Consider the following 18,947-nt stretch of genomic DNA (forward strand, 5'->3'; position numbering starts at 1 on the left):
CGCCTCAGCGGGCCTGAACGTCGGCGGTGACCGCACCGGTCAGCCGGATCAGGTCCGCGGGCGCCACCGCGACATCCCAGCCGCGCTGCCCGGCACTGCACAGCACCTTCTCGAAGCCCAGCGCCGAGGAGTCGACCACCGTCGGCAGTGCCTTGCGCTGCCCGAACGGTGAGATGCCGCCCAGCACATACCCGGTGGCGCGCTGCGCGGCGGCCGGATCGGCCAGCGTGGCCCTGGCGGCGCCGAGCGCGGCCGCGGCGGCCTTCAACGACAGTTTCGCCGGCACCGGCAGCACCGCGACTCCCAGCCCGCCGGGCACCGCGACCACCAGCGTCTTGAACACCTGCTCGGCGCGCAGCCCGTCGGTGCCGCCGGTGAGCCGCTCGACGGCCTCCGCGCCGAACGCATGGTCGCGCGGGTCGTGGTGGTAGCGCAGCACCTCGTGGGGCACTCCCGCGGCCACCAGGGCCGCGATCGCCCGGGTCGCGGCGCGGGTCACCCGGCCAGAATAACGGCCGGAAATCCGGAAATAGCGTTCCGGCCGGCACTGTTGAGCAAGTCAGTCGTGTGGCCGGTGCCGGGTGCCGGCGGCGGCCACCCTAGGATCTTCAGAGGAGTCGCAGGTGTCAACCTCAACCGGTCTGATGGATGTGCAGCCATTGCCGATGATGGACCCCGCGGCAGAAGGGACTGCGGCGATCGAGATGCCAGAGATCGAAGACGCGACCGAGGTCGGACCCCCGGCGACCCCTGATCATGTCCGCTCCGACGAGACCGATGAACAGCTGACGGCGCGCTTCGAACGGGACGCGATCCCGATGCTCGACCAGCTCTACGGCGGCGCACTGCGGATGACCCGCAATCCCGCCGACGCCGAGGACCTGCTGCAGGAGACGATGGTCAAGGCCTACGCCGGCTTCCGGTCGTTCCGGGACGGCACCAACCTCAAAGCCTGGCTGTACCGCATCCTGACCAACACCTACATCAACAGCTACCGCAAGAAGCAGCGCAAACCCGCCGAGTACCCCACCGATGAGATCACCGACTGGCAGCTGGCCGCCACCGCCGAGCACTCGTCGACCGGGCTGCGCTCGGCGGAGGTGGAGGCGCTGGAGTCGCTGCCGGACACCGAGATAAAAGAGGCGCTGCAGAAGCTGCCCGAAGATTTCCGGATGGCGGTGTACTACGCCGACGTCGAAGGATTCCCGTACAAGGAGATCGCCGAGATCATGGATACGCCGATCGGCACGGTGATGTCGCGGCTGCATCGCGGCAGACGCCAACTGCGCGGCCTACTGGCCGATGTGGCCAAGGACCGCGGCTTCATCCGCGACGAGGCGGCACCCGAGGAGGTGTCGTCATGACCGAGCACTCCCACGAATGCGGTGCACCCGGCCCGGACGAGCACGGGGTGGACTGCGCCGAGGTGATGGCCGAGGTGTGGACGCTGCTCGATGGCGAATGCACCGAGGACACCCGGGAGAAACTGCGGGAACATCTTCAGAAGTGCCCCGGCTGCCTGCGGCAGTACGGGGTCGAGGAGCAGATCAAGAAGCTGATCGCTCGAAAGTGCAGCGGTGAGAAAGCGCCGCGGCAACTCTACGAGCGGGTTCGGCTGGAGATCAGCCGTACCACGATCATCCGCCGCGGCGGCTAGGCGCACGATCGGCCCCTAGCTGCCGCCGCGCTGCTGCGGCCTCAGGCGTTGGGACGCTTGCCGTGGTTGGCCTTGCTGTGCTTACGGTCGCGCTTCTTGCGGCCACGCTTTGCCATGATCGATCCTCCTAGCAGGTATACCGGCTGGACAGTCTCTCATACCGGCCGGTGTGACGTGCGGCGGGGACGGTCCGGGACCGCCCCCGCCGCACCGTCAGTGCAGCGTCCAGGCGCCGGCGAGCGTCTGCGGCACCACGCCGCCAGCCGGGGCCGGGGCCGGCAGCGGGGCGCCGGGCGCACCCGCGGCGGGCGGGGTCAGCGCGCTGACATCGCTGGGCATCAGGGAACCGGCGCCGGGCACGACGCGGTTCAGCATCCCGTTGAGCACCTGCAGGAACGAGTTGGCGGCGTTCACCCCCGCGGCCGGCCCGGCGCCACCGGGTCCGGCGACGCCGGCGGGGACGGGGCTCACCGGGGGGACCGGAACCGGGCCGTCGGCGAACGCCGGGTTCGCCGTGGCCAGTGCGCCGCCGATGCCGATCGCGGCGGCCGCGGCCAGTGTCGTCGCACCGCGGACGAGTGCGGGGCGGAGGTTGGCAAAGCGGTTCGCAAACAACGGGGATACTCCTCAGATCGGTATCGACTCGGGCTGCGCGACAACGACGACGTCGCGCGTCAGAAACACTGGAGTAACGGTGCTATGAAATTGTCACAGGGGAAACACGACACGGTCACGGATCGAACTCTCTAGATCCGCTTATTTATCTTGCGGTTCGCTTAGTCGACGGGGGTGGCCGTGCGCGGCACTGCTGGTCGGCTGTGGTTCCATAGACCAACAGGTTTCAAGGAATCATCGACTGGGTGCTGAACGAGGTGGAAATGGCCGAGGACGTCCGCGCGGAGATCGTCGCCAGCGTGCTCGAGGTCGTGGTCCGCGAGGGCGACCAGATCAACGAGGGCGACACGGTGGTGTTGCTGGAATCGATGAAGATGGAGATCCCGGTGCTCGCGGAGACGTCGGGCTCGGTCACCAAAGTCGCGGTGAAGGTCGGCGACGTCATCCAGGCCGGCGATCTGATCGCCGTGATCGGCTGACACCGGCCCGCTTCCGGCGCGGCTCGCCCGATGTCCACACTCGGTGATCTGCTCGCCGAACACACTGTGCTGCCAGGCAACGCGGTGGATCACCTGCATGCCGTGGTCGGGGAGTGGCAACTGCTGGCGGACCTGTCCTTCGCCGACTATCTGATGTGGGTGCGGCGTGAACCGGGCCCCGGCGGCGCCGTCGTATGCGTCGCGCAATGCCGGCCCAACACTGCCCCGACGGTGCTGCTCAGCGACGCCGTCGGCACCGTGCCGGCGAGCGCGCCACTGGTGTCCGCGGCGTTCGAGTCCGGGTTGATCGAGCGGGACACCGCCGCCGAGACCCCCGGGGACCGGCGAACCGAGGCCGTCCCGGTCCGCTGCGGTGGCCGCGTGGTGGCGGTACTCACCTACCAGAGCGTGCCGGTCGCCGGTCGGGAAGCCAGCCGGCTGGAGGCGGCCTACCTCTCCTGCGCGCGCGACCTGGTGCGGATGCTGGCCGACGGCACCTTCCCGCGCGCCGGTGAGCCGATGCTGCCGAGTTCCAGTCCACGGGTGGGCGACGGCTTCATCCGTCTCGGGGTCGACGGCGTGGTCTCCTACGCGAGCCCGAACGCGCTGTCGGCCTACCACCGGATGGGGTTGGCCGCCGAACTGGCCGGTCAGGACCTGGTCGCCGTCACCCGGCCACTGGTCTCGGATCCGCTGGAGGCGCGGGAACTGGCCGAGCATGTGCGCGACTGTCTGGCCGGCGGCGCCGGCACCCGCTTCGAGGTGAGCGCCGCCGGCGCGGTGGTGCTGCTGCGGACCATCCCGCTGGTGGTCGACGGCGCCCCGACCGGCGCCGCGGTGCTGATCCGCGACGTCACCGAGGTGAAGCGTCGCGACCGCGCGCTGCTGTCCAAGGACGCGACGATCCGGGAGATCCACCACCGGGTCAAGAACAACCTGCAGACGGTGGCGGCGCTGCTGCGGCTGCAGGCCCGCCGCACGGTCAACGCCGAGGGGCGTGAGGCGCTACTGGAGTCGGTGCGCCGGGTGTCGTCGATCGCGCTGGTCCACGAGGCGCTGTCGATGTCGGTGGACGAGGTGGTGAACCTCGACGACGTGATCGACCGGATCCTGCCGATGATGAACGACGTCGCCAGCGTGGGCACCCCCACCCGGATCAGCCGGGTCGGGGTGTTCGGGGCGCTGGACGCCGACCGGGCGACCGCGCTGACGATGGTGATCACCGAACTGGTGCAGAACGCGATCGAGCACGCCTTCGACCCGGCCGCGACCGGCCGGTGCGTGACGATCAGCGCGCAGCGCTCGGCCCGCTGGCTCGACGTGGTGGTGCATGACGACGGCCACGGCCTGCCGGACGGGTTCAACCCGGAGAAATCCGATCGACTGGGGCTGCAGATCGTCAACACGCTGATCGGCACCGAACTCGGCGGCACGCTGACGGCCCGCAGCGCGCCCACCGGCGGCACCGAGATGGCGCTGCGGATACCGGTCGGGAGCCGTCGGCTCCGCCCGGCGCAGTAACCCGATCAACGCAGAACGACGCGGCTCCGATCGGAGCCGCGTCGTTCTACGTTGACGACCGGGTCAGACGCCGGTGCGCGCCCGGGTCCGGGCGTTCCGGCGCTTGAGCGCACGGCGCTCGTCCTCGCTCATGCCGCCCCATACGCCGGCGTCCTGGCCGGTCTCCAGCGCCCAGGTGAGGCACTCGGTGACCACCGGGCACCGGGCGCAGACCTGCTTCGCGGCCGCGATCTGGGCAAGTGCCGGTCCGCTGTTTCCCACCGGGAAGAACAGCTCCGGGTCCTCGTCGCGACAGACCGCCTTGTGGCGCCAATCCATAGGTCGTCAACTCCTTACTCTGGGCGCAGCGAGGCGCGCTAGCTTTTTCGACTGTTTAAAAGCGAACACAAGAAATCGTTACGGCTTGTGTTCGATCGCTCGATCGTTTCACAGCCTGCACAGATGTCAAGAGCAACCGTTATCACGTGGTCAACGTCACGCCCTCGCGGGGCTGCCGCCGGATCGCCGTCGACCCTGTACTACAGTGGGTTCAACTGTGCGCTCTAGACCACGCTGAGAAGTTATCTCCGCAGGTGATCGTGGGTTTTCCCGGATGGCGCCACGACGTTCAGTGCATCCGGGACCGAGCGGAACACCATCGCCGCCCGCAGCCCGAGATATTCCCCGTCGATCTGGGTCGCGATCGGTGTGTCGCCCGCGTCGACGCGCAGCGAGGCCACGTCGTCGTCGCGGATGAGCTGCTTGGCCGTGAGCTTCGGGTGCTTGGACAGCATCTTGCCGACCAGCCGCAGGGTGGGCAGCACCTTCAGGCTGGTGGTCGCGAACAGGCCCATCCCGCCCTCGAACGTGGTGTCGGGGTTGGTGAACACCGACCGGTCGTTGGCGTAGGTCCACGGGCTGCAGTTCGAGATGAAGGCGAAGTGCACGCCGGAGATCGGGTCGGCGTCGTTGATCCGCAGCGTCAGCGTCGGCTCCCGCCGGGTGGCGGCCAGCACCGTGCGCACCGACGCGCGGATGTAGCGCAACGCGCTGACGTCGCTGCCCTTCTCGCGCTCGGCCTCCACGGCGGCCACCACCGCACCGTCCAGGCCCATGCCGGCGTTCAGCACCGACCAGCGCTCACCGCAGTCGATCAGGCCGATCCGCCGCCAGCTGTGGCCGCGCTGATGGCCGTTGATCAGTTCGATCAGCTGATTGGTGGCGGCGATCGGGTCGGCCGCGATGCCCAGTGACCGGGCGAAGACGTTCGCGGACCCGCCGGGCACCACCGCCACCGCCGGCAGGTGCTTCGGCGGCGTCGACCCGGGCGTGCCCAGCAGCCCGTTGACCACCCCGTGCACGGTGCCGTCACCGCCGTGCGCGATCACCAGATCGATGCCGTCGGCGGCTGCGGCCTGCCCGATCTCGATCGCGTGACCGCGGTAGTCGGTGTGCACGACGGACAGGTCGAGGCGGCTCTTGAGCGCGTGTGTCAGCAGGTCCCGGCCGGCCGGGGTGGTGGAGGTGGCGTTGGGGTTCACGATGAGGACGGCGCGCACGACGCACAAGTCTAGGGGATGGACCTGGTTACGCTGGCCCGGTGAACTCCGTCGACGCCCCGCCGCGCGCCGTGCGCACCGCCGGTCTGCTGGTCGCGATTCAGGGTGCCGGCGGGCTGCTGGTGGCGGTGGCGCTGGTGCTGCGCGGGCTGGCCGGTGCCGACGAGCGGGTGGTCAACGGCTACGGCACCGCGGCCTGGTTCACGCTGGTCGGGATGGCCGTGCTGGCCGCCGGGTGGACGCTACGGCAGGGCCGGCGGTGGGGGCGCGGCATCGCGGTCTTCGCCAATCTGACGCTGCTGCCGGTCGCCTGGTATCTGGGGATCGGCTCGCACCGGTGGGCGTACGGCGCCGTCGTCGCGGGCCTGGCCATCGCGGTGCTGGGGCTGCTGTTCAGTCCGGCTGCGGTGCGCTGGACGGCGCAGCGTCCAGCGCCGACAGGATCGTCCTGAACTTGGTCGTGGTCTCGGCGAGTTCGTCGTCGGGATCGGACTCGGCCACGATGCCGCCGCCGGCGTGGGCCAGCGCGTGGCGGCGGTCCGCGGACAGTTGCGCGCAGCGGATCGACACCACCCAGCGGCCGTTGCCGTCGGCGTCGCACCAGCCGACCGCCCCGGCGTAGAAACCGCGGTCGCCCTCCAGCCTCGTCACCAGGTCGACCGCATCCGGGGTCGGAACCCCGGCGACCGCCGCTGTGGGGTGCAGCGCGAGGGCCAGATCCAGTGCGGTGGTGGAGGTTTCACGCAGTCGACCGACGATGGGTGTGCTCAGGTGCCAGACCGCCGCGGTGCTCGTCAGCTGCGGCTCGTCGCTGACCCGCAGGTCCGTGCAGAACGGCGCCAGTGCGGTGCGCAACTGATCGACGACCAGCTGGTGCTCGTGCCGGTTCTTGCTCGACTTCGCCAGTGCCGCACCGTTTTCGGTGTCGACACCCGGATCCGGTGAGCGTGGCGCCGAGCCGGCGAACGGGCGGCAGACGACCCGGTCGCCGTCGCGAGCCACCAGCAGTTCCGGGCTGACGCCGACCAGCGCGGTGCCGATGTGGGCACCCCCGGCCGGGCTGAGGTCGACCAGATAGCCGTAGCCGCTCGGGTCGGCAGCGGTCAGCCGGCGCAGCAGCGCCCGGGCGTCCAGCGGGGCGTCGGCGGTGAGCCGTAAACCGCGGGCCAGCACCACTTTCTCCAGTGCACCGCCGGGTGCGGCCAACGCATCGAGGGCTGCCCGGATGCGGGCGCGGTGCTCGTCGGCGGGCGGGGTCTCGGCCGTGACGGCCACCGGTGGCAGCGGCCGGGCCGGCCAGTCGGGCAGGCTGTCGCGGAGGTGCACACCGTCCGGCACGAACAGGGCGGCCGGATCGGTGAGGTCGAACGGCAACGCGCCCACCACCATCGGCGCCGACGCGCCACGCAGTGCCGCCCGCGCCGCGTCGGGATCGGTGAACGCGGTGCCGACCCGGTCGGCGAGCACCGTCCCGCCGGGACCGCAGAGCGCGAACGCCGGCTCGGCTTGGTGCGGAACCGTCAACTGACCCGGCCGGTCAGCCCGAGCGCGGCCAGCTGCCGGCCGCCGTGCTCGAACCCGCAGACCGCGAGCGACGCCGCGGCCATCCCGAAGTGCGCGCCATCGGCCAGTGGCAGTTGAAGCCAGCGGGTGATCACCGCGCGGGAGAAATGACCGTGCCCGGCGAACACCACGTCACGGGTGGGCAGGTGCTGCAGGGCGCGGGCGACGGCGCGGTCGGCGCGGTCACTGACCTGCGCCACCGATTCGCCGTCGTCGGCGCCGCCGTGCGTCCAGATCAGCCAGTCCGGTTCGGTCCGGCGGATCTCCGCGGTGGTCAGACCCTCGTAGCGGCCGTAATCCCATTCGGCCAGATCCGGGCTGACCTCGTCGATCTGCAGGCCGGCGAGTTCAGCGGTGGTCTGGGCGCGGCGCCGGGGGCTGGCGATCACCAGGGGGTTGTCCAGTTTCAGCCCGATCAGGGTTTCCCCGACGGCGACGGCCTGCTCGCGACCGGTGTCGGTCAGTGCCAGATCGGTGCTGCCGGTGTGCTGTCCACTCTTCGACCACTCGGTTTCGCCGTGCCGGAGCAATACCAGCCGGTGATCTTCGACTCCCACGCCCACCGATTCTGCCCGACGGCGGACACCCCCGCGCAACAGGCCGGGATGAGGCGGTGGTCGTGTCAGGATGGGCGGATGCGGATACTGGCGGTTGCCAACCAGAAGGGCGGCGTGGCCAAGACCACGACGGTTGCGTCGCTGGGAGCGGCGATGGCGGAGGCCGGGCAGCGGGTGCTGCTGGTCGACCTCGACCCGCAGGGCTGTCTGACGTTCTCGCTGGGCCACGATCCGGACAAGCTGCCGGTGTCGGTGCACGAGGTACTGCTCGGTGAGGTGGAGCCGAACGCCGCCCTGCTGCCCACCGAGGAGGGCATGACGCTGCTGCCGGCCAACATCGACCTGGCCGGTGCCGAGGCGATGCTGCTGATGCGGGCAGGACGCGAGTACGCGCTCAAACGGGCGCTGGCGAAACTGGACGACGAGTTCGACGTCGCCGTCCTGGACTGCCCGCCGTCGCTGGGGGTGCTCACCCTGAACGGGCTGACCGCCGCCGGCGAGGTGATCGTGCCGCTGCAGTGCGAGACACTGGCGCACCGCGGGGTCGGCCAGTTCCTGCGCACCGTCGCCGACATCCAGCAGATCACCAACCCGGATCTGCGACTGCTCGGCGCGCTGCCCACGCTGTACGACTCACGCACCACGCACAGCCGCGACGTGCTGTTCGACGTCGCCGACCGCTACAGCCTGCCGGTGCTGGCACCGCCGATCCCGCGCACGGTGCGCTTCGCCGAGGCGAGTGCGTCGGGCGCGTCGGTGATCGCCGGTCGCAAGAACAAGGGCGCGGTCGCCTACCGGCAGCTGGCGCAGGCCATCCTCAAGCACTGGAAGACCGGCACGGCGCTGCCGACGTTCTCCCCGGAGGTCTAACCCAGCGGCGATCGCAAGCGCGGCGGAGCCTGCGGAGCCGGGCGCAGCGGGTCGCCGCAATTAACCCAGCGGCGATCGCAAGCGCGGCGGAGCCTGCGGAGCCGGGCGCAGCGGGTCGCCGCAATTAACCCAGCGCGACGACGTCGTCGCCCCGCTGCTCCAGCACCGTCGCGCCCGACACCGCCGGAACCACGCCGGACGTGCCGGGTGGGCGGCTGACCGGGATGATCCGCTCCCGCTGACCGGTGTCCGGGTCGTAGACGCCGACACCGCCGGTCACCGGGATCAGCAGGCGGTCCGCCATCGACATCGCCGGTCCCAGTGGGACGGTCGCGCCGGTCGCCGGGACGGTGAACCGGTGGGCCAGGGTGCCGGAGTCGAAGACCTGCACCGCCGCGCCGGTCCACCAGCAGATCAGCCCGGTCGGCCGGGACACCGCCACGGTGGCGCTGGCCGCCGCGGGCGGACCGGAAAGTTGCGTCTCGGCGACGGTGGCGCCGGTCTGGTCGACCACCACGACCCGCGGATGCGGGGTCGGCAGGTAGACCGCGGTGTTGGTGCCGGTGTCGGAGTCGGTCACCGCCAGCACCCGGGCACCGGCGTCGGCGGCGACCCCCGGTTGCGGCACCTGCTGCAACTCCGGCTCGTCGTCCTCCTTGCCGGGCCGCAGCAGGGTGAGCTGCAGGCCGCTGCGCCCGGAACAGGACTCCAGCACCGACACCGACGACGACGCCGCGGCCGCCGACAGCAGGGTGCAGCCCTGCCCGAGGCCGCGTGCCGACGGCTTCACCCGGGCGTCGATCTCACCGTAGGACAGCACCCGCACCATGTCGGAGCGCCACAACTCCAGCCGGGTGCTGCCGAACGACAGCACCGAGCCGCCCTCGGACGAGACGGTGACCGTCCGGTCGGCGTAGCTGGTCCGGGCCGGCCCACGGTGGCCGGTGGCGGCCAGGACGGTGCTGACCTGGCCGCAGCCGCGGGCATCGGGGTAGACCGCGACGGCGTAGCGGTAGATCCACGACACCGCGCACAGGTTCACGCCGCGGGCGTAAGTCCAGCGGACCTGGCCGGTGACGGGGTCGCGCCCGGTCATCTCACGGCCGGCGCCGGTCACCAGGGTGCCGGAGACCAGGATCGGGCTGCCGGTGGCGGGGCTGGCCGCGGTCCACAGCGGGGTGAGCGCCTCGGGCACCGCGCCGGCCGCCGGCGGGTTGGTGGCCGGGGCCTCCGATGCCGCGATCGGCCGGCTGACGGTGGCCCGGGCGTCGCTGGTCCACCAGACGATCACGCCGGTCACCGCCACGATGATCGTGAGCACCGCCGCGGCCGTCAGGTCAGCGGTGGTGCGGCGTTCCGGTCGCACCATCAGGCGGCTGACACCGGGTCAGTCGCCGTTCGCCGTGGTCGCGGCCGGTTTGCGCGGACGGCGCCGACGACGCCGCCGGGCCGCGCCGTCGGCGGTCCCGGTGGGCGTGGTCTCGGTGGCGGTGCCGGGCCCGGCGGCCGGTGCCGCGGTCTCGGCGGTGCCCGCCTGACCGCCCCGGGTGCGCCGCCGTGACCGCTCCGTGTTGCGCGGCCGTTCGGCGCGGGGTTCGCGCTCGGTCCGCTTGGCGGGTGTCCGCTTCGCCTCGCCGACGCTGCCGCCGGCGTCGGTCGGGATGTTCAGCTCGGTGTAGAGGTGCGGGGAACTGGAGTAGGTTTCGGCCGGGTCGGGGCAGCTCAGGTTCAGCGCCTTGTCGATCATCGTCCAGCGGGCCAGCTCATCCCAGTCGACCAGGGTGACCGCCACCCCGGTGCGCCCGGCGCGGCCGGTGCGGCCGATCCGGTGCACGTAGGTCTTCTCGTCGTCCGGGCACTGGTAGTTGATGACGTGGGTGACGTCGTCGATGTCGATGCCGCGGGCGGCCACGTCGGTGGCGACCAGCACGTCGATGTCGCCGGTGCGGAATGACTTCAGCGACTTCTCCCGGGCGATCTGACCCAGGTCGCCGTGCACCGCACCGACCTTGAAACCGCGCTCGGCGAGGTCGTCGGCGACCTTCTGGGCGGTTCGCTTGGTGCGGGTGAAGATCATCGTGGCGCCACGGCCACGCGCCTGCAGCACCCGGCTGACCAGCTCCGCCTTGTCCAGCGCGTGCGCCCGGTAGACGAACTGCTCGGTGGCGTCGTGCACCGCCGAGGAGTGCGGCGCCTCGGCCCGGATGTGGGTGGGCTGATTCATGAAGCTGCGGGCCAGGGTGATGATCGGGCCGGGCATCGTCGCCGAGAACAGCATCGACTGCCGGTCGTCGGGAATCCGGGCCAGGATCCGCTCGATGTCGGGCAGGAAGCCCAGGTCGAGCATCTCGTCGGCCTCGTCGAGCACCAGCATCGACAGCCCGCCGAGCTGCAGGTGGTTCTGCTGGGCCAGGTCCAGCAACCGGCCGGGGGTGCCCACCACCACGTCGGCGCCGGCCTGCAGCGCCTCGATCTGCGGCTCGTAGGGGCGCCCGCCGTAGATGGCCTGCACGGACAGCGGACGGTCCCCGGCGCGCAGGTACTTGGCCGCGTCGGCCAGGTCGCCGGAGACCTGGATGCACAGCTCCCGGGTGGGCACCACGACCAGCGCCCGGGGGGTGCCGGTCAGCGGCTTGTCGGCGGAGGTGCTGACCCGCTGCAGCAGCGGGACGCCGAAGCCGTAGGTCTTGCCCATACCGGTGCGGGCCTGACCGATCAGGTCGTCGCCGGCCAGCGCCAGCGGCAGCGTCAGCTCCTGGATCGCGAAGGCGTGCTCGATGCCGTCCTCGGCGAGCGCCCGGACGATCTCGTCGCGGACGCCCAGCTCGGCGAACGTCGGTGGGGTGGTCGGGGCAGTGGTGGCGATAAGCGGGGTCATGCGGGGGCAGATGCCTTTCGACGTCGGCCCGAGGTGTCGGGCCGATTGCGTGCGGGTCCGGGCGCACACGCTGTGACCGTCGATACGTGCTGATTCGGGGGCCGTCTTCGGGGCCCTGCACTCGGTGAGAGGCGGGCCGACCGCGTGTACGCACATTGCGCGGCAGCGCCGAATCGGCACTGCCTGGCGGACATACTACCTGGTCGGGCCGTACTCGCATCCGATGCAGCCGAACGGGCGCGGGGAGCGGTCGTCGTGAACGCCTACAGTGTGGTGATGAATTCGGTACCCGCCGACCCGGTGGTGCAGCCCGACGAGGCCGCTCAGCCGCGACTGTCCACCGATCACCCCGGTATCAGTGAGCTTTTCGCGCTGCTGGCCTACGGCGAGGTGGCGGCGTTCTACCGGCTCACCGACGAAGCACGGATGGCGCCGGACCTGCGCGGCCGGATCTCGATGGCGGCGATGGCCGCCGCCGAGATGGGGCACTACGAACTGCTGCACGACGCGCTGACCCAGCGCGGTGTGGACGTGGTGGGCGCGATGTCGAAATACGCTGGCGCACTGGACAACTACCACCGGCTGACGATGCCCAGCACCTGGTTGGAAGCGCTGGTCAAGACCTACATCGGCGACGCGCTGGCCGCGGACTTCTACCTGGACATCGCCGACGGGCTGCCGGACGAGGCGGCCGACGTGGTGCACTCGGTGCTCGCCGAGACCAAGCACTCGCAGTTCGTCGTCGATGAGGTGCGGGCCGCGGTGACGGCCAGCGCCAAGCAGCGCAGCCGGCTGGCGCTGTGGTCGCGCCGACTGCTCGGCGAGGCGATCACCCAGGCGCAGTACGTGCTCGCCGACCACGACGAACTCGTCGACCTGGTGATGTCCGGAACCAACGGTCTGACGCACCTGGCCGGGTTCTTCGATCGGATGCAGCGCACCCACGACGACCGCATGCGGGAACTGGGTCTGGCCTGAAGGTCACGGGGCCCGTCCACTAGCCTGCTTGCATGAACCGGTTCGGCGCAGCCGGACGGTGTGACATCGACGAGACGTGGACGAAAGGGGCCGGTGTGGAGGTCAAGATCGGGGTTGCTGACAGCGCGCGCGAGCTGGTCTTCACCAGTGCCCAGACGCCCGACGAGGTCGAGAAACTGGTCGCCGACGCGCTGAGCAAGGGCGGCGAACTGCTCGCGCTCTCCGACGAGAAGGGCCGCCGCTACCTGGTGCAGACCGCCAAGATCGCCTACGTGGAGATCGGCGCCGCCGACAGCCGCCGGGTCGGGTTCGGGATCGGCGCCGACGCCGCCGACAAGAAGTAACGGCTCAGCGGCGCCTATCGGCGCTTACCTGGGCCTATCTGGTTAAAGGCACGTGTGACAGGCCGCCCCAGGCGAACGCCACCGTGCCCTCGATCGCGTCGTCCTTGGAGATCGGACGGTCGCTGTCCAGCCAGTACCGGGCACAGTCGACGCTGATCGCCACCAGCCCCACCGCCACCATTCGGGCCCGGTGCGGGTCGAGGCCGGAGTCGTGGCTGACCAGGTCGAAGACCGCGTCGATGCAGGACTCGGTGGCCACCCGCACCTGCACCGCAACCTGCGGTTCGGCGACGTTGTCGTTCTCGAAGATCAGCCGGTAGCCCTGACCGTCGTGCTCGATGAAGTCGAAGAACGCCTGCACCGCCGAGCGCACCCGCTGCCGGTTGTCGGTGGTGGTGCGCAGCGCCTGCCGGACCCCGGAGACCAGGTTGTCCACGTGCCGGTTCAGCACCGCCAGGTACAGCTCCAGCTTCGAAGCGAAGTGCTGGTAGAGGATGGGCTTGCTGACGCCGGCCCGCTCGGCGATCTCGTCCATACCGGCGGCGTGGTAGCCGCGATCGACGAAGACGTCGCTGGCCGCGGCGAGGAGTTGGCTGCGCCGCTCGTCGCGCGGCAGCCGGCTGCCCCGCTGGTTCGCCGGCCGCTTGCCACCCGCCGACACCTTGGCGGCGCCGCGGCCGGAAGGCTTTGCGGCACCCCGTTCAGTCGTGTCGGTCGGCTTGCTCATCGACTCCTCGATCCTGTGTGCAGCTGGTTCGATGACACTACGCGCCGCACCCGTCGTTGCCGGAATCGACGTCCGCCGAGTCACTGATCGAGCGGCCGATGATCGGACTCGGTTCGGCGTCGAAATGATCTCCGAAACGATCACAGCGGCGGATCCGGGCGCGGCGTCGAGTCGCAGCTCGCGGTGGCTGTGCCATCCTGGTCAGGTGACCTTTGACCCGGGGCGGCACGGGGGCGGCCGAGCGCCGGTGCTGCGTGATCGCTTCCGGGAGCCGCTGCGGGCGCAACGCGACCCGCTGGCCGCCGGGGCCGGGCGGGTGCGGTCCGACCGCGACGTCCACCGGCAGTGGCGCCGGCAGAGCTGGCTGGGCCGGTTCATCTCCACCTACGGCTGGCGGGCCTACGCGCTCCCGGTGCTGATGGTGCTGACGGTCGTGGTGGTCTACCAGGCGGTGACCGGGACCGGCGTGCGCACCAAGACGGTCGAAGAGCCGGTGCAGGGGCCGCCGACGATCGGGTCGGCCGGCACCTCGATCATCGGTGCGCCGCCGCGCGGCCTCACCCAGTTCGACATCAACCTGCCCATCGGGATCCTGCCGGGGGGCGGACCGTACAACGAGACCGGCGAGATGAGCTGGCACATCGTGCCCGGGACCACCCAGGAGTTCGGCCAGGGCACCGAGAAGGTGTTCGCCTACACCATCGAGGTCGAGAACGGCATCGACACGACTCCCTTCGGCGGCGACGAAGCGTTCGCCCGGATGGTCGATCAGACGCTGAGCAACCCCAAGGGTTGGACGCACAACCCGCAGATCGGGTTCGTCCGGGTCGACGCGGCCAGCCGGGTCAACCCCGACTTCCGGATCTCGCTGACGTCGCCGATGACGGTCCGGGAGGGCTGCGGCTACGAGATCGAACTGGAGGCGTCCTGCTACAACCCGTCCTACGGGGTGCACGCGGAGCCTCGGGTGTTCATCAACGAGGCCCGCTGGGTGCGCGGGGCGGTGCCGTTCCAGGGCGACATCGGCTCCTACCGGCAGTACCTGATCAACCATGAGGTCGGCCACGCCCTCGGCTACCAGCATCACGAGCCCTGCGACAAGCAGGACGGTCTGGCGCCGATCATGATGCAGCAGACGTTCGGCACCTCCAACGATGACGCTGCGAAGTTCGACCCGGACTGGGTCAAGGCCGATGGGAAGACCTGCCGGTTCAACCCGTGGCCCGCGCCGATCCCGTGAGCCTGGGCACAAACCCGTCGGGAAGGTTGGGCGCTCGTTTGTCGTTGACCGGACCACCTGCTGTGATGGTTCGGGTACGCGACTAATGAGGAGAGTTCGGTGTCGATATCGTTGCCGCCGCTGGTTGAACCCGCTGGTGAGCTGACCAGGGACGAGGTGGCCCGTTACAGCCGCCACCTGATCATCCCGGATGTCGGCGTCGACGGGCAGAAACGACTCAAGAACGCCCGGGTGCTGGTGATCGGCGCGGGTGGGCTGGGTGCGCCGGCCCTGCTGTACCTGGCGGCGGCCGGGGTCGGGACGATCGGGATCGTCGACTTCGACGTCGTCGACGAGTCCAACCTGCAGCGTCAGGTGATCCACGGCATCTCCGACGTCGGCCGGCCCAAAGCCGAGAGCGCACGCGACTCGATCCGTGAGATCAACCCGCTGGTGCAGGTCAACCTGCACGAGGTGCGGCTGGAGCCGGAGAACGCGGTCGAGCTGTTCAGCGGCTACGACCTGATTCTGGACGGCACCGACAACTTCGCCACCCGGTATCTGGTCAACGACGCCGCGGTACTGGCGCACAAGCCGTACGTGTGGGGGTCGATCTTCCGGTTCGAGGGGCAGGCCTCGGTGTTCTGGGAGGACGCGCCGGACGGACTGGGCCTGAACTACCGCGACCTGTACCCGGAGCCGCCGCCGCCGGGCATGGTGCCGTCCTGCGCCGAAGGCGGCGTGCTCGGCATCCTGTGCGCGTCGATCGGCTCGATCATGGGCACCGAGGCGATCAAGCTGATCACCGGGATCGGCGAGCCGCTGCTGGGCCGGCTGATGGTCTATGACGCGCTGGAGATGAGCTACCGCACGATCCGCATCCGCAAGGATCCGGCGACTCCGAAGATCACCGAGCTGATCGACTACGAGGAGTTCTGCGGAGTGGTCTCCGACGAGGCGGCCCAGGCGGCCGCCGGGTCGACCATCACTCCGGCGGAGTTGCGGGAGCTGCTGGACTCCGGGCAGGAGCTGGCGCTGATCGACGTGCGTGAGCCGGTGGAGTGGGCGATCAACCACATCGAGGGCGCCCGGCTGGTGCCGCAGTCGACGATCAACACCGGGGAGGGGCTGGCCGAGCTGCCGCAGGACCGGATGTCGGTGCTGTACTGCAAGACTGGTATCCGCTCGGCCGAGGCACTGGCCACCCTGAAGAAGGCCGGCTTCGCCAACGCGGTGCACCTGCAGGGCGGAATCGTGGCGTGGGCCAAGCAGATGCAGCCCGACATGGTCATGTACTGAGCGCTGCCCCGAGCTGATCCGCAGCGCGCCGTTCCCCGGGACACCTGCGGTTACGACATAGGCTGGACGGGTGACCCTGGAACCGCCGCCTGAGCACGTGTTGGCGACGTTCGGGCTGCGTGGTGCACGTCCGGTCCGGCTGGGCGCCGGCTGGGAAGACGGCTGGAAGTGCGGCGAGGTCGTGCTGTCGATGGTCGCCGACCACGGGCGGGCCGCCTGGTCGGCAAAAGTGCGCGAAACCCTGTTCGTCGACGGTATCCGGCTGGCCCGGCCGGTGCGTTCCACCGACGGACGCTACGTGGTGTCAGGGTGGCGGGCGGACACCTTCGTCGCCGGCAGTCCGGAGCCCCGCCACGATGAGGTGGTGTCGGCCGCGGTCCGGCTGCACGAGGCCACCGCCAAACTGGAGCGTCCGCGCTTCCTCACCCAGGCGCCGGTGGCGCCGTGGGCCGACGTGGACGTGTTCATCGCCGCTGACCGTGCCGCCTGGGAGGAGCGGCCGTTCGCCTCGCTGCAGCCCGGTGCCCAGGTCGCCCCGGGGTCGGTGGACGGTCAGCGCTCGATCGACCTGATCAACCAGCTCGCGACGCTGCGCAAGCCCACCCGGGCCTCGAATCAACTGGTGCACGGCGACCTGTACGGCACAGTGCTTTTCGCCGACGCCGCTGCACCGGGCATCACCGACATCACGCCGTACTGGCGGCCGGCGTCGTGGGCGGCCGGTGTGGTAGTGGTGGACGCCCTGTCGTGGGGGGACGCCGACGACGGGCTCATCGAACGCTGGTCGGCGCTGCCGGAGTGGCCGCAGATGCTGTTGCGCGCGTTGATGTTCCGACTTGCCGTGCACGCTCTGCACCCGCGGTCGACGGCGGAGGCCTTCCCCGGGCTGGCGCGCACCGCCGCGCTGGTGCGGTTGGTGCTCTAACCCGCGGTTCTGGGGAACCGATGCCGGACGGCGGCGAGATCCACCCGGCCGTCGACGGCGAGCACCCCTTCGGCACGCAGCCGCTCCAACTGCTCGGTGCGCAGGTGGTCCGTCGGCCGCCCGGACGCCCGGATGACCCGGTGCCAGGGCAGGTCGGAGCCGTCGACGCGCAGGATCCAGCCGACCGTGCGGGCGTTGGAAAGTCCTGCCGCGGCGGCGATGTCGCCGTAGGTGGCGACCTGCCCGGCGGGGATCGAGCAGATCAGCGCACGCACCAGTTCGACCTGTTCGTCGGTGACCGCGGCCATGATCGGCGGCTACCGCCGGTCCAGATGCCCGCGGAGCACGGCCGCCACCTCAGCCGGGCGCGCCTGCGCCACCATGTGGTCGCAGTTCAAGTCCACCAGGGTGAAGTCGGCGCCCAATCGTTCGTTCAGTGCATCGAGCAGCGCCGCACCGACGTAGGGCGGTGCGGTGTGCGTCGCCCGGACCAGCGTCGTCGGTGTGCCGACGGTCGGCAGCACGACGTCGCGGGCCAGTTCGCTCCAGTAGGACATCATCGCGGGAACGCTGATCCGCCAGCCGTACCGGCCGTTGGGCAGTGCGACCAGGTGTTCATCGAGTTCGACGTCGAGCAGCGCCGGATCCACGTCGGCCCAGGAGCCGTGGACCTTCTCGGCGCGGGCCTCGGCGGGGTCCGGGTAGTCCGGGGAGGACAGCATCGCTGCGGCGATCTCGGCCATCCAGCCGCCGTCGAGTCCGATCGCCGGGTCGAGCAGCACCAGCGAGCCGACCAGATCGGGCCGGGCGGCGGCAAGATGCAGCGCGATCGCGCCGCCGAAGGAATGCCCGACCACCGCCACCGGGCCGTCGGCGGTGTCGTCGAGCAGTGCGGCAAGTGCGGTGACATTGGCGTCGATCGTCCACGGGGCCGCCCACGACGACCGGCCGTGCCCGAGCAGATCCGGTGCTGCCACCGGGATTTCGGGGAAGTGTCCGGCGAGCGGTCGCCATCGTGCACCGTGGCCGGTCAACCCGTGGATGGCCAGCAGTCGAACCGGGCCGGCTGGCCCGTAGCGATGGACGTGCAGACCGTCGTGATCGGAACTCACCCGTCGATGGTGCCAGTCACCCGGCTGCGCTTCAACGTCACCTCGCAGTCGGCGCCGACGTCGACTTCGGACGGCCGATGCGACCGAGGCCGCGTAAACAGCACGCGCCGAGCGAGATAGCGCATTCCGAGCGAACGCGCTCCCTGCCGCCCGCGCTGTCCAAACATGCTGCTCAGCGATAGAATATGTACATCGATACGCATGAATTATCGATGAGGTATTCGAGGTGAGAAATGATGCTCATGAGAACAGATCCGTTCCGTGACCTCGACCGTCTGACTCAACACATGCTAGGCACCGCGGCACGTCCGGCTGTCATGCCGATGGATGCGTGGCGGGACGGCGACCAGTTCGTCGTCGAGTTCGATCTGCCCGGCGTACAAGTGGATTCGCTCGGACTCGACGTCGAGCGCAACGTGCTGACCGTGCACGCCGAACGCGCCGACGTCGACCCGGCCCGGGAGATGGTGTCGGCGGAGCGACCGCGCGGCGTCTTCAGCCGGCAGTTGTTCCTCGGCGAGAATCTCGACACCGACAGGATCGAGGCCGGCTACTCCGATGGCGTACTGCGCCTGACGATCCCGGTGGCGGAGAAAGCCAAACCACGCCACATCGCGATCAGCCACAGTGGTAACGGTCACGCGATCAGCGCCTGACGGCGACAC

General features: G+C 70.3%; 24 protein-coding genes. 12 read left to right on the forward strand and 12 right to left on the reverse strand.

The genetic code is table 11. The annotated features are described in order from the left end of the window. Positions 1 to 4: 4 nt before the first annotated feature. Positions 5 to 499 (reverse strand): YbaK/EbsC family protein, encoded by a 495-nt coding sequence (locus KIH27_RS08480; protein WP_214092501.1) that lies wholly within the window; start codon positions 497 to 499, stop codon positions 5 to 7. A 205-nt stretch (positions 500 to 704) separates the two neighbouring features. Between KIH27_RS08480 and KIH27_RS08485 the strand changes: the two genes are divergently transcribed. Next, positions 705 to 1,364 (forward strand): sigma-70 family RNA polymerase sigma factor, encoded by a 660-nt coding sequence (locus KIH27_RS08485; protein WP_214092587.1) that lies wholly within the window; start codon positions 705 to 707, stop codon positions 1,362 to 1,364. After that, positions 1,361 to 1,657 (forward strand): mycothiol system anti-sigma-R factor, encoded by a 297-nt coding sequence (gene rsrA, locus KIH27_RS08490; RefSeq protein WP_214092502.1) that lies wholly within the window; start codon positions 1,361 to 1,363, stop codon positions 1,655 to 1,657. Before KIH27_RS08485 ends, rsrA begins: the two co-directional genes overlap by 4 nt. A 41-nt stretch (positions 1,658 to 1,698) precedes the next feature. Here the strand turns inward: rsrA and KIH27_RS23280 are convergent, their stop codons facing one another. Together KIH27_RS23280 and KIH27_RS08495 are read right to left on the reverse strand one after the other, a co-directional pair. Continuing rightward, positions 1,699 to 1,773, reverse strand: a complete 75-nt coding sequence (locus tag KIH27_RS23280; protein WP_011728008.1) for a 50S ribosomal protein bL37 — start codon at positions 1,771 to 1,773, stop codon at positions 1,699 to 1,701. A gap of 97 nt (positions 1,774 to 1,870) precedes the next feature. Next, a complete protein-coding gene (locus KIH27_RS08495) occupies positions 1,871 to 2,272 on the reverse strand; it encodes a hypothetical protein (protein ID WP_214092503.1) in 402 nt (133 codons plus the stop codon). Between the two features lie 263 nt (positions 2,273 to 2,535). Between KIH27_RS08495 and KIH27_RS08500 the strand changes: the two genes are divergently transcribed. Next, complete coding sequence (locus KIH27_RS08500; RefSeq protein WP_214092588.1) at positions 2,536 to 2,751, forward strand: biotin/lipoyl-binding carrier protein; 216 nt, start codon at positions 2,536 to 2,538, stop codon at positions 2,749 to 2,751. A gap of 30 nt (positions 2,752 to 2,781) precedes the next feature. Then, a complete protein-coding gene (locus KIH27_RS08505) occupies positions 2,782 to 4,272 on the forward strand; it encodes a sensor histidine kinase (RefSeq protein ID WP_214092504.1) in 1,491 nt (496 codons plus the stop codon). Between the two features lie 63 nt (positions 4,273 to 4,335). Here KIH27_RS08505 and KIH27_RS08510 read toward each other — a convergent pair whose 3' ends face one another. Together KIH27_RS08510 and KIH27_RS08515 are read right to left on the reverse strand one after the other, a co-directional pair. Then, positions 4,336 to 4,590 (reverse strand): WhiB family transcriptional regulator, encoded by a 255-nt coding sequence (locus KIH27_RS08510; protein ID WP_214092505.1) that lies wholly within the window; start codon positions 4,588 to 4,590, stop codon positions 4,336 to 4,338. A 242-nt stretch (positions 4,591 to 4,832) separates the two neighbouring features. After that, complete coding sequence (locus KIH27_RS08515; protein ID WP_214092506.1) at positions 4,833 to 5,810, reverse strand: diacylglycerol/lipid kinase family protein; 978 nt, start codon at positions 5,808 to 5,810, stop codon at positions 4,833 to 4,835. Between the two features lie 41 nt (positions 5,811 to 5,851). Here KIH27_RS08515 and KIH27_RS08520 point away from each other — a divergent pair, with 41 nt between their 5' ends. Continuing rightward, on the forward strand, positions 5,852 to 6,262 hold the full coding sequence (locus tag KIH27_RS08520; RefSeq protein ID WP_214092507.1) for a hypothetical protein: 411 nt from the start codon (positions 5,852 to 5,854) through the stop codon (positions 6,260 to 6,262). On the opposite strand, the gene KIH27_RS08525 is transcribed toward KIH27_RS08520, so the two are convergent. Both KIH27_RS08525 and KIH27_RS08530 read right to left on the reverse strand, forming a co-directional pair. Next, positions 6,204 to 7,334, reverse strand: a complete 1,131-nt coding sequence (locus KIH27_RS08525) for an isochorismate synthase (protein WP_214092508.1) — start codon at positions 7,332 to 7,334, stop codon at positions 6,204 to 6,206. The genes KIH27_RS08520 and KIH27_RS08525 overlap by 59 nt on opposite strands. Continuing rightward, positions 7,331 to 7,930: an acid phosphatase gene (locus tag KIH27_RS08530; RefSeq protein ID WP_214092509.1), complete on the reverse strand. Its 600-nt coding sequence runs from the start codon at positions 7,928 to 7,930 to the stop codon at positions 7,331 to 7,333. Before KIH27_RS08530 ends, KIH27_RS08525 begins: the two co-directional genes overlap by 4 nt. 78 nt (positions 7,931 to 8,008) lie before the next feature. Here KIH27_RS08530 and KIH27_RS08535 point away from each other — a divergent pair, with 78 nt between their 5' ends. After that, positions 8,009 to 8,800: a ParA family protein gene (locus KIH27_RS08535; RefSeq protein ID WP_214092510.1), complete on the forward strand. Its 792-nt coding sequence runs from the start codon at positions 8,009 to 8,011 to the stop codon at positions 8,798 to 8,800. 124 nt (positions 8,801 to 8,924) lie between these two features. Here KIH27_RS08535 and KIH27_RS08540 read toward each other — a convergent pair whose 3' ends face one another. Together KIH27_RS08540 and KIH27_RS08545 are read right to left on the reverse strand one after the other, a co-directional pair. Continuing rightward, positions 8,925 to 10,169: an Rv3212 family protein gene (locus KIH27_RS08540; protein WP_214092511.1), complete on the reverse strand. Its 1,245-nt coding sequence runs from the start codon at positions 10,167 to 10,169 to the stop codon at positions 8,925 to 8,927. An 18-nt stretch (positions 10,170 to 10,187) separates the two neighbouring features. After that, the gene (locus tag KIH27_RS08545) at positions 10,188 to 11,678 is read right to left on the reverse strand and encodes a DEAD/DEAH box helicase (RefSeq protein WP_214092512.1); all 1,491 of its coding nucleotides are present in this window, start codon (positions 11,676 to 11,678) and stop codon (positions 10,188 to 10,190) included. 276 nt (positions 11,679 to 11,954) lie between these two features. Between KIH27_RS08545 and KIH27_RS08550 the strand changes: the two genes are divergently transcribed. Both KIH27_RS08550 and KIH27_RS08555 read left to right on the forward strand, forming a co-directional pair. Further along, positions 11,955 to 12,656: a ferritin-like fold-containing protein gene (locus KIH27_RS08550; RefSeq protein ID WP_214092513.1), complete on the forward strand. Its 702-nt coding sequence runs from the start codon at positions 11,955 to 11,957 to the stop codon at positions 12,654 to 12,656. A 95-nt stretch (positions 12,657 to 12,751) separates the two neighbouring features. Further along, a complete protein-coding gene (locus tag KIH27_RS08555; RefSeq protein ID WP_214092589.1) occupies positions 12,752 to 13,000 on the forward strand; it encodes a DUF3107 domain-containing protein in 249 nt (82 codons plus the stop codon). A 34-nt stretch (positions 13,001 to 13,034) separates the two neighbouring features. Here the strand turns inward: KIH27_RS08555 and fasR are convergent, their stop codons facing one another. Then, positions 13,035 to 13,727, reverse strand: a complete 693-nt coding sequence (gene fasR / locus KIH27_RS08560) for an HTH-type transcriptional activator FasR (RefSeq protein ID WP_214092514.1) — start codon at positions 13,725 to 13,727, stop codon at positions 13,035 to 13,037. Positions 13,728 to 13,932: 205 nt separating this feature from the next. Between fasR and KIH27_RS08565 the strand changes: the two genes are divergently transcribed. The 3 genes from KIH27_RS08565 (at position 13,933) to KIH27_RS08575 (ending at position 17,170) form a co-directional block, all read left to right on the forward strand. Next, positions 13,933 to 14,967: a DUF3152 domain-containing protein gene (locus KIH27_RS08565; RefSeq protein WP_307856817.1), complete on the forward strand. Its 1,035-nt coding sequence runs from the start codon at positions 13,933 to 13,935 to the stop codon at positions 14,965 to 14,967. A gap of 99 nt (positions 14,968 to 15,066) precedes the next feature. After that, the gene (gene moeZ / locus KIH27_RS08570) at positions 15,067 to 16,245 is read left to right on the forward strand and encodes an adenylyltransferase/sulfurtransferase MoeZ (protein ID WP_214092516.1); all 1,179 of its coding nucleotides are present in this window, start codon (positions 15,067 to 15,069) and stop codon (positions 16,243 to 16,245) included. Positions 16,246 to 16,315: 70 nt separating this feature from the next. Then, positions 16,316 to 17,170 (forward strand): TIGR02569 family protein, encoded by an 855-nt coding sequence (locus tag KIH27_RS08575; protein ID WP_214092517.1) that lies wholly within the window; start codon positions 16,316 to 16,318, stop codon positions 17,168 to 17,170. Here the strand turns inward: KIH27_RS08575 and KIH27_RS08580 are convergent. After that, a complete protein-coding gene (locus tag KIH27_RS08580) occupies positions 17,167 to 17,478 on the reverse strand; it encodes an MGMT family protein (protein WP_214092518.1) in 312 nt (103 codons plus the stop codon). The two genes, KIH27_RS08575 and KIH27_RS08580, sit on opposite strands and share 4 nt — an antisense overlap. Before the next feature lie 9 nt (positions 17,479 to 17,487). Beyond that, positions 17,488 to 18,282 (reverse strand): alpha/beta fold hydrolase, encoded by a 795-nt coding sequence (locus KIH27_RS08585; protein WP_214092519.1) that lies wholly within the window; start codon positions 18,280 to 18,282, stop codon positions 17,488 to 17,490. A gap of 233 nt (positions 18,283 to 18,515) precedes the next feature. On the opposite strand from KIH27_RS08585, the gene KIH27_RS08590 reads away from it, so the two are divergent. Further along, positions 18,516 to 18,938, forward strand: a complete 423-nt coding sequence (locus KIH27_RS08590; protein ID WP_284144705.1) for an Hsp20/alpha crystallin family protein — start codon at positions 18,516 to 18,518, stop codon at positions 18,936 to 18,938. Positions 18,939 to 18,947: the final 9 nt, after the last annotated feature.

Source organism: Mycolicibacter acidiphilus, assembly GCF_018455725.1.
GTDB lineage: Bacteria > Actinomycetota > Actinomycetes > Mycobacteriales > Mycobacteriaceae > Mycobacterium > Mycobacterium acidiphilum.

What these genes read in the sequence shown, in the direction of transcription:
- KIH27_RS08505 (WP_214092504.1), top strand. Translation starts at nt 2,782, where the DNA reads ATGTCCACACTCGGTGATCTGCTCGCCGAACACACTGTGCTGCCAGGC.
- KIH27_RS08545 (WP_214092512.1), bottom strand. Translation starts at nt 11,678, where the DNA reads ATGACCCCGCTTATCGCCACCACTGCCCCGACCACCCCACCGACGTTC.
- KIH27_RS08550 (WP_214092513.1), top strand. Translation starts at nt 11,955, where the DNA reads ATGAATTCGGTACCCGCCGACCCGGTGGTGCAGCCCGACGAGGCCGCT.
- rsrA (WP_214092502.1), top strand. Translation starts at nt 1,361, where the DNA reads ATGACCGAGCACTCCCACGAATGCGGTGCACCCGGCCCGGACGAGCAC.
- KIH27_RS08535 (WP_214092510.1), top strand. Translation starts at nt 8,009, where the DNA reads ATGCGGATACTGGCGGTTGCCAACCAGAAGGGCGGCGTGGCCAAGACC.
- KIH27_RS08500 (WP_214092588.1), top strand. Translation starts at nt 2,536, where the DNA reads ATGGCCGAGGACGTCCGCGCGGAGATCGTCGCCAGCGTGCTCGAGGTC.
- fasR (WP_214092514.1), bottom strand. Translation starts at nt 13,727, where the DNA reads ATGAGCAAGCCGACCGACACGACTGAACGGGGTGCCGCAAAGCCTTCC.
- KIH27_RS08540 (WP_214092511.1), bottom strand. Translation starts at nt 10,169, where the DNA reads ATGGTGCGACCGGAACGCCGCACCACCGCTGACCTGACGGCCGCGGCG.
- KIH27_RS08510 (WP_214092505.1), bottom strand. Translation starts at nt 4,590, where the DNA reads ATGGATTGGCGCCACAAGGCGGTCTGTCGCGACGAGGACCCGGAGCTG.
- KIH27_RS08580 (WP_214092518.1), bottom strand. Translation starts at nt 17,478, where the DNA reads ATGGCCGCGGTCACCGACGAACAGGTCGAACTGGTGCGTGCGCTGATC.
- KIH27_RS08485 (WP_214092587.1), top strand. Translation starts at nt 705, where the DNA reads ATGCCAGAGATCGAAGACGCGACCGAGGTCGGACCCCCGGCGACCCCT.
- KIH27_RS08590 (WP_284144705.1), top strand. Translation starts at nt 18,516, where the DNA reads ATGATGCTCATGAGAACAGATCCGTTCCGTGACCTCGACCGTCTGACT.